Consider the following 11,387-nt stretch of genomic DNA (forward strand, 5'->3'; position numbering starts at 1 on the left):
AAGACCTTGCCTGTGCAAGGCTGGGCCATGAAAAGTACACTGGCGAGCTCTTTTCCGTACAGGCTCACAGCCCACAAATCCACATGAACGCCCCGGTTGACGTTTCCTTTTTCCAGCGCGACGCCAAGCCGCTGACCAGCTACAAGCCGTACTGGGCCAAGCGTTTCGGTGTGGCCAAGTTTCTGCCGACCACGCGCGCGGAAATGGAGCAGCTCGGTTGGGACAGTTGCGACATCATCCTGGTGACGGGCGATGCCTATGTGGACCACCCCAGCTTTGGCATGGCCGTCATTGGCCGCGTGCTGGAGGCGCAAGGCTTTCGCGTGGGTATCATTGCCCAGCCTGAGTGGAACAGCGCCGAAGCCTTCAAGACACTGGGCAAGCCCAATCTGTTCTGGGGCGTGACGTCCGGTAATATGGACTCGATGATCAACCGCTACACGGCTGATCGCAAAATTCGCTCCGACGACGCCTACACCCCCGGTGATGTGGGCGGCAAGCGCCCCGACCGCGCCGCCATTGTCTACAGCCAGCGCTGCCGTGAGGCTTACAAAGATGTGCCCATCGTGCTGGGCGGCATTGAAGGCTCACTCCGCCGTATCGCCCATTACGACTACTGGAGCGACAAGGTTCGCCGATCCATCGTGGTGGATAGCAAGTGCGACATTTTGCTCTACGGCAACGCCGAGCGTGCGTTGGTCGAAGTGGCCCACCGCATTGCTGCGCGCGAGCCGGTCGAGCAAATTACCGATGTGCGTGGCACGGCCTTCTTCCGCCGAGCCTCTGAAGAAGGCTGGTTTGAAGTTGATTCGACCACCGTGGACGAGCTGGGTGAAGTTGAGCCCCACATCAACCCCTACATGACGACCAGCGAGCAGGCCGAGGCACAAGGCCAGAGCTGCTCCAAGGAAGACGGTGAAAAAGCACAAGCCGAGGCCATGGGCCCGGCATGCTCCAGCGGCCAGAACAAGGCGGGTGGTGCATCGGTCGCCAACGTGCAGCCGATTCAGTTCGTGCCCAATCTGTCGCTTCGCAGCAAAAACCGCATGCCCGCGCGTGATCACACCGTGCTGCGCCTGCCCAGCTACGAAGAAGTCAAGAGCGACCCGGTTCTGTACGCCCACGCCAACCGTGTGCTGCACCTGGAAACCAACCCCGGCAACGCCCGCGCACTGGTGCAAGCCCACGGCGAAGGCGTGACCGCCCGCGATGTGTGGATGAACCCGCCCCCCATCCCGCTCACAACTGCTGAGATGGATTGGGTGTTTGGCCTGCCGTACGCTCGCAGCCCGCATCCAAGCTACGCAGACGAAAACGGCAGCCACGATGGCGCGACCAAGATCCCCGCGTGGGAGATGATTCGCACCTCGGTGAACATCATGCGCGGCTGCTTTGGCGGCTGCACCTTCTGCTCGATCACCGAGCACGAAGGCCGCATCATCCAGAGCCGCTCGGAAGATTCCATCATCCATGAGCTGGAAGAAATCCGCGACAAGGTCAAGGGCTTCACCGGCACCATTTCTGATTTGGGCGGCCCCACGGCCAATATGTACCGTCTGGGCTGCAAGAGTCCGACGATCGAAGCGGCCTGCCGCAAGCCCAGTTGCGTGTTCCCCGGCATCTGCCCGAACCTGCATACTGACCACGCGCCGCTCATCAAGATTTACCGCCGTGCGCGCAAGCTGCCTGGCATCAAGAAGATCTTGATTGGCTCTGGTCTGCGTTATGACTTGGCCGTCAAGTCGCCCGAGTACATCAAGGAGCTGGTGCAGCACCACGTGGGCGGCTACCTGAAGATTGCGCCTGAGCACACCGAAGCTGGCCCGCTCAACAAGATGATGAAGCCGGGCATCGGCAGCTATGAAAAGTTCAAACAGCTGTTTGAAAAATTCAGTGAAGAAGCCGGTAAAAAGCAGTTTCTGATTCCCTACTTCATCGCCGCCCACCCCGGCACCAGCGATGAAGACATGATGAATCTGGCCATCTGGCTGAAGAAAAATGGTTTCCGCGCCGATCAGGTGCAGACCTTCTACCCCAGCCCCATGGCTACGGCTACGGCCATGTACCACTCTGGCCGCAATACCTTGACCAAGGTGCGCCGCCAGATGCGTGACGAGCAAGAAGAACGCGTGGACATCGTGCGCGGTGAAAAGCGCCGCCGTCTGCACAAGGCTTTCTTGCGCTACCACGACCCGAACAACTGGCCCATGCTGCGTGAAGCGCTCAAGCACATGGGGCGCGCTGACCTGATTGGTAATGGCAAGCAACATCTGATTCCGACCTTCCAGCCCTTGGTGGATGGCAGCTATCAGAGCGCTCGCAAGAAAAACAGCACCGGCAGTACCGCTGGCGTGGGCTACACCACCAACAAGGATGGCAAGGCCGTGGCAGTGCGCCGCCGTACGCAGGAGAATAGCGAGCCGCAAGGTGATGTGCGTTTCCGCACTGCAGCACCCAAGCCGGGCAATATGCTGAGCCAGCACACAGGCCTGCCCCCGCGTGCGGGTGTGACTGGCAAGGCCAAGCCAGCTTTCAAGGCTGCAGCGAAACCTGTAGCGAAATCCGGAAAGCCCGCTGCTCAGGCATCGCGCAAGCCGCGCTAATCAGGCTAATTAAATTGACTCAATTGGCCTGACACCCACAAAACAAAAACGACGCATCAAGCGTCGTTTTTGCATTTTGAAGAGCCGCTCTCAGTGGATTGGTCGCGGGTCTAACTCAAAGCCAGCGCGCCGCACCACTGGGGCAGCTGGTTGTCTTGCGTGGGGGCAAAGTACTCGGCGGTCATGGGCTTGGGGCGGGCAATGGCATAGCCCTGCACATAGTCCACGCCCATGTTCATCAGTTCCTCAGCAATTTCGCGGCTTTCGACGAATTCGGCGACGGTCTTTTTGCCCAGCGTCTGGCCGATGCGGTTGATCATCTCCACCATGGCGTGGTCGCCCTTGTCCTGGAGCATGTCGCGCACAAAGCCGCCGTCGATCTTGAGATAGTCCACCGGCAGCTGTTTCAGATAGGTCAGCGATGACATGCCCACACCAAAATCATCCAGTGCAAAGCGGCAGCCCATGGAGCGAAGGGCCTGAATCAGCCGGATGGCGTTGCTGAGGTTGCCGATGGCGCTGGTTTCGGTAATTTCAAAACACAGCATATCGGGCGGAATGGCGTGCTCCTGCATCTGGACTTTGATAAATTCCAGCAAGCTTTCATCGTCCAGACTGGCACCTGAGAGGTTGAGGGAGCAGGTGTTGATCAGCTTGGCGTAGCCGGGTTGCTGGGCCAGTGTCTGCAGGGATCTGGAGATGACCCAGCGGTCGATTGCAGGCATGAGGCCGTAGCGCTCTGCCGCAGGAATAAAGTTGCCGGGGGCGAGAATCTGTCCGTTTTCATCGCGCAGGCGCAGCAACACTTCAAAGTGCATGCCACGGTGTTTGTTGCTTTGCTTGCTGGTTTGCAGCGGGGCAATGTTCTGGGCATACAGGCAAAAGCGATCTTCATCGAGCGCGCAGCGAATGCGCGTGGCCCATTCCATTTCGCTGACGTAGCGGCTGAGGATGCCGTCTTCGGCGGTGTAGAAAAAGACTTTGTTGCGCCCGCGTTCCTTGGCTTGATAGCAGGCCATGTCGGCCATACGCAGCAGATCGGATGCGTCGGCTGAGTCGCCGGGAATATGCACGACGCCAATCGAAAAGCCGGTGCGCAGCGTTTTTTCGCCCCAGTTGGTTTGCAGCTGCAGAGCGGCTGTGCGCAGTTTTTCGGCAATGGACGAGACATGGGAAGGCGGGCAGTTCTCCAGCAGCACGGCAAACTCATCGCCACCCATGCGTGCTAGGCAATCGGTTTCGCGCAGATTGTGCTGCAGCATGCGTGAGACTTCGCAGAGCACCTCATCACCTGCGGAGTGGCCGCTGGTTTCATTGATGAGCTTGAATTGGTCGAGGTCGATATAGAGCAGGGCACAAGGCTTGACCTGATGCAACCCTTGTGTGAGCAGCTTTTGCAGGCGGCGCTCAAACTCACCGCGGTTTTCCAGTCCGGTCAGCGTGTCGTGGCGGGAGTTCCATGACAGCTGATCCATGTACTGCTGCTCGCGCGATACGTCGCGCAGCACGAAGACGGCTCCTGAGGAGCTGCCTTCGCGCTGCATGGTGGAGCCCAGAACCTTGACCGGAACGATGCTGTGATCGGTACGGCGCACCCAGTGGGTTTGCTCGTCACGCACGATCTTGGTTTCGCCCATCAGCTGACTCAAAAGCGATTCGCTATTGAAAGAAGCGTCTGTGGTGTAGAACTGCAGCACCATCTTGATGGGCCTGCCGATATAGCTCTGCTTTTGCAGCCCCAGCAGCCCGATGGCGGCGGGGTTGATGTAGTTGACAACGCCTTTTTGATCGGTGGTGATGACGGCATCACCTAGGGCAGCCAGTGTGGTTTCGGCGCGTTCTTTTTCGGTGTTCAGACCGATTTGCATTTGCTCGCGCAGCTGTACCAGTCTCCAGGTGTTCCAGACCCACAGGCCAACCAGAAGCAGGGCCAGACTGCCATTGAGCACCAGCAGCAGCACAACCATGGAGCGCGAGCTTTTGCCCAAGGAGTCGCTGAAGGCACGGGTGAGGGCACTCACGCCTTGGTTGATGAGATCAATCTCTCGCTTCCAGGTGGTGATGGTTTGCGGGGTGACGCTGCCCACTTCGTAACTCTGTTTGATTTCGCGGGCCAGCACATCAAGCTGTTCCAAGTACTGGTCCCCCATGCTCCAGTAGGCCACGGGTTCTTGCACCCAGCTGAAATAACGAAAGGTGCGAAGCAGCCAGATCAGGCTGTTGACATCATCGGGATGATTTTGACCCTGCTCTATGCCTCTGCGCGCCAGGTCAAGGCGCAGCGGTTTGTTGTAGAGGGCGTTGCGTGCATCGGCATCACCGCGAGGGACGAGCAAAGCCTTTTCATAGCGAGCGAGATCGGCTGAGTTGCCTTCGTCCGCATAACGGGAGAGCGAGTAAATCGCGTCCTTTTGCGCCTTGGACCAGAGACTCTCGCCATTGACAAAGCCGCGCACGGCTGAAAGCAGATAAAGGCTGCAACTGGCGCTGAGCATCAGAATCAGTACCAGGAGCGCAAAGGCCCAGATACGCTGCAGCAGTTGTTGAGACTTCAGTGTGGGGCCTATGGATGCCTTCATGATGCCTCATTGAGTGGGTTAACTTTGAATGAAGAAATCAGGCATTGAAGAGGTGGCTGGCGTTAACTGACTGTGCGAAATCAAAAGACAGAGATACCTAATATCTATAAATGGCCAAAAACTCCCCGGAACCCTCTCAATGACCCAATCTTCATGCGTAGAGACTCTCGACACATCAAAAGTGATGCAGGCTAATCAGTACGCAAAATGTATGCATAAGTAATTTTTAGCCTGCAAAAGTGAATTGCACGTAAGACAAATGCCCTAGTTGCCCCAAGACTGGGCATAAGAGTTGCGTGTTCAACCCATGAAATAGCGGTGTTTCGCCGCGTTGTTCAGTCTTTAAACCAGGTCGATGGAGTGCATCAGAGGCTGCTCCAGCAGGCCTGCCTTGCGGTCTGCAAAGAAGCGCTCCAGCGTGACCTTGACGGTTCTGAAGGCAATGTTTTCCCAAGGAATGTCTGCCTCGGCAAACAATTGGGCTTCCATGGTCTCGGGGCCGGGGTAGAACTGCGCGCTTTTGAGGCGGGCCAGGTAGAAGAAATGCACCTGACCGACTTGTGGCACGTTGATGATGGAGAACAGCTTGCCCATCTCGATATCGGCACCGGCTTCTTCATCGGTTTCGCGCTGAGCACCACCGGCGGTGGTTTCGGCCAGTTCCATAAAACCGGCAGGCAGCGTCCATTTGCCACGGCGCGGTTCGATGTTGCGCATGCACAGCAGCACGCGGCCGTCGTCCATTACTGGCAGGGTGCCAACGACGTTGAGCGGATTTTCGTAGTGGATGGTGTTGCAAGCCGGGCAAACGGCACGCTCGCGCGTGTCCCCATCGTCAGGAACGCGGTAGGTGACTGCGGTGCCGCAGTTGCGGCAGAACTTGATGGGGTTGCGGAAAATCATTTCGCAACTATAAGCAAATCAGGCCGCTAGCGCAGGCGGATTATGCGCAACCAGCTATTAAAAAGGGAGTCAAACCGATGACTCGGTGTGACTCCCTTGGTGTGCGATACACGCTAAATGCTCGTGCACTCAGACGCATGCCCAGGATTTTCAGGTGATCCGTATCAGGCGATCTGTACCTTGATGGGAGACAGGCCGGTGACAGCGCCTTCCAGCACATCGCCCTTGACCACGGCGGCCACGCCTTCGGGGGTGCCGGTCATGATCAGATCGCCGGGCTGCAGTTCCCAGGCGGCTGACAGATGCTCGATGGTTTCAGCAATGTTCCAGATCAGCTTGTGGATATGACTGCGCTGGCGGTCTGAACCGTTGACCTTCAAAGAAATCTCGGCGTTGACGATGTCACCCGCCTGATCGGCAGGCGTGATGGCGCCGATGGGGGCGGATTGCTCGAATGCCTTGCCAATGCACCAGGGGCGGCCTTGCTTCTTCATCTCGTTTTGCAGGTCGCGGCGTGTCATATCAAGGCCCACGGCGTAGCCATAGATGTATTGCAGCGCGTCGGTGGCCTTGATGTTCTTGCCAGCCTTGCCAATGGCAACGACCAGTTCGATTTCGTGGTGAAGGTTCTGCGTCAGTGTGGGGTAGGCGAGCTGCGTGGTGCTGTCCGCATCGACAGGCACGGCGGCATCGGCAGGCTTCATGAAGAAGAAGGGCGGCTCGCGGCCGGTAAAGCCCATTTCCTTGGCGTGATCTTCATAGTTGCGGCCCACGCAATAGATGCGGTGAATGGGAAAGCGCTCGCCACGGCCCACAACAGGCAGGCTCGCAACGGCAGGGAGATTGAACACGTAACTCATGAAGTCCTCTACAGGAAAACGCGCTGAAATCAGCATTGCTTGATGTGGCAAACAGTGTGCCACGGCGCTGGCGGGGCAGATGCGTGGCGTATGTCGGCTATTACGTATGCGGCTCTCAACAGCCCCGTTGCTGCGGTGGCTCGCGCTATGCTGCACACATCATGAAGCTGCATACCTACTTTCGCTCATCCGCCTCGTATCGCGTGCGCATTGCGCTGCAACTCAAAGGCCTGCCCTATGAATCTGTGCCCGTACATCTGGTGCGTGGCGAGCAAAAGGCGCAGGCCTATGCGGCCCATGTGGGCGATACGCTGGTGCCTGCGCTGGTCACCGATGAGGGCCACTGGCTGACCCAGTCCATGGCCATCATCGAATATCTCGATGAGACCCATGCCAAAACGCCGTTGCTGCCGGGCGATGCGCTGGGCCGAGCCCATGTGCGGGCACTGGCGCAGATGGTGGCTTGCGAGATTCACCCGCTCAACAATCTGCGCGTGCTCAAGTATCTGGTGCACAAGGTCTGCGTGAGCGATGAAACCAAAACTGAGTGGTACGCCCACTGGGCGCGTTCAGGGTTGGAGGCTTTTGAGCGCCAGCTGGTGCTGCTGGATGCCGAGCGCCAAGCCGCTGGCCTGCCTGCCTCGCTGTTCTGCTGGGGCGACGCGCCGACGCTGGCTGAGTGTTGCCTGATTCCGCAAATCTATAACGCCCAGCGCTTCAACATCAGTCTGGATGGATTGCCGCGCCTGATGGGCGTGGTGGAGCGTTGCAATGCGCTGCCCGCTTTTCAGCAGGCACACCCATCGGCCTGCCCTGATGCGGAGTAATGAGCGAGCCATGACGGAAAAGCAAAACCACCCGCAATGGCCAGAGTCATGGCTGATTCCTGACTGGCCCGCTGTGCCGGGCGTGCATGCCGTCTGTACCACCCGTGAGGGAGGGGTGAGTCAGGAGCCCTGGGGCAGCATGAACCTGGGTGACCATGTGCGCGATGATCCAGCCCATGTGCGCCGTAACCGCGAGCTGTTCAGCGCCGCCATTCAGTCGCAGACCCCTGGCGCCTGCACCGCTTTTTTGCAGCAGGTGCATGGCGTGGATGTGCTGGCGCTGGATGCAGGCAATGTCGCCAGCGCCAATGGAGCAGCATTTGATGCCTGCGTGACGAGCGATGCTGGCGTGGTCTGCACCATCATGGTGGCGGACTGCCTGCCGGTGCTGCTGGCCCATGATTCAGGGCTGGTGGTGGGCGCGGCCCACGCGGGCTGGCGGGGGCTGGCGGGCATGCCGCCTTCAAGAGCCGCGGCTGATGGCCCCTTGGCGGGTGGCGTTTTGGAGAGCCTTTTTGAGTCTTTTTGCCAGAAGGTGCAAGCTGAGAAAGCGCTGCCAGCTATCAAAAAAGAAGTGAGTCAGATTGCAGCTCACACTCAGGTCTGGCTAGGCCCCTGCATAGGGCCAGAGTTTTTTGAAGTGGGCGCAGAGGTTCGCGACATCTTTGTGGCCCATGACCCCGCTGCGGCGCAATGTTTTGTACCTATATCGATACTTAATACCAAATATTTGGCCAATTTGCCGCAACTTGCGCGTCAGCGGCTTGAGGCATTGGGCATTACTGCCATCTTTGGTAACGATGGCGGAGAGCCCTGGTGCACGGTCAGAAATTCCTCACGTTTCTTCTCGCACAGGCGTGATGCGGGGCGTCTGGGAAGCAGTGGGCGACTGGCCGCCAGCATCTGGCGAGATGCCTGATTGAGGGTCTGCAGCGGCACTCGTTTTGGCCTGTGCTGCAGCTAGTGCTTCCTGCTCCTGAATGGCTTTGATACGGCGCTTGCGGCCCGGTGTCCCCAGGATATAGAGCAAGATGGAAAGCGGCAGAAAACCATAAAGTAGAAGGGTAAAAAACGCACCCAGCAGGGTGCCGCCTGGGCTGGCCGCTTCGGCAATTGTCATCATCACGACAACGTACATCCAGGCGATTGCAACGAGGTACATGGAGCTCCTATAAAGCACCAGCCCTGAAACGGGTGCATGTGTTGTTTGTGTCAAAACGGCTTCATATCGGCGAAATGCCAAAAATACTCATCAGAACTGACAGGCGCATAGGTGACAATTCCGCCGTGTGAGCCGTATTGCAGATTCCGCAAGCGCCCCTGACCCTGAGATCGCCGGTCGCTTGCCTTGATGAGGATGTAAGCATGAATTTTGACCCGAGCTGGGGCCAAGCAGGCCAATCTATTCAACAATTCTGGCAGGAGCAGTGGGGCAAAAGCCTCCAGACGCTTCAGCAATTGCAGGCAAGCGCCCCTGCAGGCCTGGGCAGCATGCCCGGTCTGGGTGGTGCGCCCCAGTCATGGGGCGGGATGATGGAAGCGCTGAAATCTGCCATGCCGCAAATGGCGGGTGCTGCCGGCCAGTCCGTGCAGTTTGATGCACCCAAGCTGCAAGGCTTGCAGCAGGAATATGTCAAAGCCTTTCAGTCTTTGAGCGACGCTCAGACGATTCAGGCCATGCTGGCCAAAGACAAGCGCTTTTCCAAGCCCGAGTGGAGCGCCAACCCCGTAGCCGCCATGGCTGCGGCCAACTATCTGCTGGGCAGCCGCATGCTGACCGGCATGGCCGAAGCCGTGCAGGGTGACGACAAAACCCGCAGCCGCGTGCGCTTTGCCGTAGAGCAATGGGTGGCCGCCATGGCGCCCAGCAACTTTCTGGCGCTGAATGCGGATGCGCTGAACAAGATTGTCGAGACCAAGGGCGAGAGTCTGGCGCAGGGCATTTCGAACCTGCTGGCTGACATGCGCCAAGGCCATGTTTCCATGACGGACGAGAGCCTGTTCACCGTGGGCAAGAACGTGGCCACGACCGAAGGCGCAGTGGTGTTTGAGAACGAGTTGTTCCAGCTCATCGAATACAAGCCGCTGACTAGCAAGGTCTATGAAAAGCCGTTCTTGATGGTGCCGCCTTGCATCAACAAGTTCTATATTCTGGATCTGCAGCCTGACAACTCCGTCATTCGCTACGCGGTCAGCGAAGGGCACCACACGTTTGTGGTCAGCTGGCGAAACCCCGACGAGAGCCTTAGCGGCGCGACCTGGGACGATTACATCGAAAACGGCGTGCTCAAGGCCGTGAGCACGGTGCAGGATATTTGCGCTGTGCCGCAAATCAACGTGCTGGGCTTTTGCGTGGGCGGCACCATGCTGACCACGGCCATGGCGGTGCTGACAGCACGCTATACCCGTGAGCATGGACAGCCTGCAGCCAAGCCCACTCGTAGCCGCAGCGCTGCCGGCAAGACAGCCAGCAAGACCACGGTCAAAACCGAGGCCACACCGTTCCCGGTGGCCAGCATGACGCTGCTGACCACGCTGCTCGACTTTAGCGACACCGGCATTCTCGATATCTTTATCGACGAAAACATGGTGCGCCTGCGCGAGATGCAAATGGGCAAGGGCGGCTTGATGAAGGGCCAGGACATGGCTTCGACCTTCAGCTTTCTGCGCCCCAACGATCTGGTCTGGAACTATGTGGTGGGCAACTACCTCAAGGGCGAGACGCCGCCTCCGTTCGACCTGCTGTACTGGAATAGCGACTCGACCAATCTGCCCGGCCCGTTCTACGCCTGGTATCTGCGCAACCTCTATTTGGAAAACAACCTGACCAAGTCTGGCGCGCTGACGGTGTGCGGCGAGACGGTTGACATCAGCGCGGTCAAGCTGCCCGTTTATGTGTATGGCTCGCGTGAAGACCATATCGTGCCGGTGAGCGCGGCCTATGCCTCGACCCAAGTGCTGGGCGGCGACCTGCGCTTTGTCATGGGGGCTTCGGGCCATATTGCTGGTGTTATCAACCCGCCCGCCAAGAACAAGCGCAGCCACTGGTTGCGTGAGGATGGCGAATTCCCGGCCACGTTTGGCGACTGGACTGAGGGTGCGACGGAGTACCCCGGCAGTTGGTGGTCGGACTGGAGCGCCTGGCTGGGCATCCACGCAGGCAAGCAAGTCGCGGCCCCCAAGACCTATGGCCGTGCCAAGGCCTATGCCGCGATCGAAGATGCGCCCGGCCGCTACGTTCTGGCCAAAGTCTGAATTTGAAGGCGCTACGGCTTCATGCCACAGTGCTGCAATAGCACTGTGGTAGATAAGAGGATGCGGGTTTTGCGATGAACAAGAGCGACCCGCAGCATGCATCACTTGTAAGAAACCTAGAAAGGTTCGTCAGCAATGGAAGACATCGTTATCGTTTCCGCCGTGCGTACGGCGGTGGGCAAGTTTGGTGGCTCTTTGGCCAAGATTCCTGCAACCCAGCTGGGTGCAACCGTGATTACCGAAGCCCTGGCGCGCGCCAATGTAGGCAAGGATCAAGTGGGCGAAGTCATCATGGGCCAGGTGCTCACGGCTGGCGTGGGTCAGAACCCTGCGCGTCAGGCCATGATGGCTGCTGGCATT

At 58.6% G+C, this 11,387-nt stretch carries 8 protein-coding genes and 1 pseudogene; 5 read left to right on the plus strand and 4 right to left on the minus strand.

What is annotated here, in order from left to right; all coding sequences use genetic code 11:
- Nucleotides 1–83: 83 nt before the first annotated feature.
- Nucleotides 84–2,603 (plus strand): YgiQ family radical SAM protein, encoded by a 2,520-nt coding sequence (locus RSF91_RS13085; RefSeq protein WP_332568835.1) that lies wholly within the window; start codon nucleotides 84–86, stop codon nucleotides 2,601–2,603.
- 110 nt (nucleotides 2,604–2,713) lie between these two features.
- Here the strand turns inward: RSF91_RS13085 and RSF91_RS13090 are convergent, their stop codons facing one another.
- The 3 genes from RSF91_RS13090 to RSF91_RS13100 all read right to left on the minus strand — a co-directional run bounded on the left by RSF91_RS13090 (nucleotide 2,714) and on the right by RSF91_RS13100 (nucleotide 6,945).
- Entirely contained in the window at nucleotides 2,714–5,182 is a 2,469-nt protein-coding gene (locus RSF91_RS13090) for a putative bifunctional diguanylate cyclase/phosphodiesterase (protein WP_332568836.1), read from the minus strand.
- Nucleotides 5,183–5,524: 342 nt separating this feature from the next.
- On the minus strand, nucleotides 5,525–6,085 hold the full coding sequence (locus RSF91_RS13095) for an NUDIX hydrolase (RefSeq protein ID WP_332568837.1): 561 nt from the start codon (nucleotides 6,083–6,085) through the stop codon (nucleotides 5,525–5,527).
- A 164-nt stretch (nucleotides 6,086–6,249) separates the two neighbouring features.
- A complete protein-coding gene (locus RSF91_RS13100; protein ID WP_332568838.1) occupies nucleotides 6,250–6,945 on the minus strand; it encodes a fumarylacetoacetate hydrolase family protein in 696 nt (231 codons plus the stop codon).
- Between the two features lie 161 nt (nucleotides 6,946–7,106).
- Here RSF91_RS13100 and maiA point away from each other — a divergent pair, with 161 nt between their 5' ends.
- Together maiA and RSF91_RS13110 are read left to right on the plus strand one after the other, a co-directional pair.
- Nucleotides 7,107–7,772 carry a maleylacetoacetate isomerase gene (gene maiA, locus RSF91_RS13105; protein WP_332568839.1) on the plus strand — a complete coding sequence of 222 codons (666 nt, stop codon included), beginning with the start codon at nucleotides 7,107–7,109 and terminating at the stop codon, nucleotides 7,770–7,772.
- 10 nt (nucleotides 7,773–7,782) lie between these two features.
- On the plus strand, nucleotides 7,783–8,691 hold the full coding sequence (locus tag RSF91_RS13110) for a polyphenol oxidase family protein (protein WP_332568840.1): 909 nt from the start codon (nucleotides 7,783–7,785) through the stop codon (nucleotides 8,689–8,691).
- Here the strand turns inward: RSF91_RS13110 and RSF91_RS13115 are convergent.
- The gene (locus RSF91_RS13115; RefSeq protein ID WP_332568841.1) at nucleotides 8,608–8,934 is read right to left on the minus strand and encodes a hypothetical protein; all 327 of its coding nucleotides are present in this window, start codon (nucleotides 8,932–8,934) and stop codon (nucleotides 8,608–8,610) included. The two genes, RSF91_RS13110 and RSF91_RS13115, sit on opposite strands and share 84 nt — an antisense overlap.
- A gap of 203 nt (nucleotides 8,935–9,137) precedes the next feature.
- Here RSF91_RS13115 and RSF91_RS13120 point away from each other — a divergent pair, with 203 nt between their 5' ends.
- Nucleotides 9,138–11,027: a PHA/PHB synthase family protein gene (locus RSF91_RS13120; RefSeq protein ID WP_332568842.1), complete on the plus strand. Its 1,890-nt coding sequence runs from the start codon at nucleotides 9,138–9,140 to the stop codon at nucleotides 11,025–11,027.
- 135 nt (nucleotides 11,028–11,162) lie between these two features.
- Nucleotides 11,163–11,387, plus strand: a pseudogene (locus RSF91_RS13125) (acetyl-CoA C-acetyltransferase); the annotation flags it as partial.

The organism is Comamonas sp., from assembly GCF_036643215.1.
GTDB lineage: Bacteria > Pseudomonadota > Gammaproteobacteria > Burkholderiales > Burkholderiaceae_C > Comamonas.

Bases quoted from the DNA above. Each gene is read 5' to 3' on its own strand.
- RSF91_RS13085 (WP_332568835.1), top strand. From the start codon at position 84: ATGAACGCCCCGGTTGACGTTTCCTTTTTCCAGCGCGACGCCAAGCCG.
- RSF91_RS13090 (WP_332568836.1), bottom strand. From the start codon at position 5,182: ATGAAGGCATCCATAGGCCCCACACTGAAGTCTCAACAACTGCTGCAG.
- RSF91_RS13095 (WP_332568837.1), bottom strand. From the start codon at position 6,085: ATGATTTTCCGCAACCCCATCAAGTTCTGCCGCAACTGCGGCACCGCA.
- RSF91_RS13100 (WP_332568838.1), bottom strand. From the start codon at position 6,945: ATGAGTTACGTGTTCAATCTCCCTGCCGTTGCGAGCCTGCCTGTTGTG.
- maiA (WP_332568839.1), top strand. From the start codon at position 7,107: ATGAAGCTGCATACCTACTTTCGCTCATCCGCCTCGTATCGCGTGCGC.
- RSF91_RS13110 (WP_332568840.1), top strand. From the start codon at position 7,783: ATGACGGAAAAGCAAAACCACCCGCAATGGCCAGAGTCATGGCTGATT.
- RSF91_RS13115 (WP_332568841.1), bottom strand. From the start codon at position 8,934: ATGTACCTCGTTGCAATCGCCTGGATGTACGTTGTCGTGATGATGACA.
- RSF91_RS13120 (WP_332568842.1), top strand. From the start codon at position 9,138: ATGAATTTTGACCCGAGCTGGGGCCAAGCAGGCCAATCTATTCAACAA.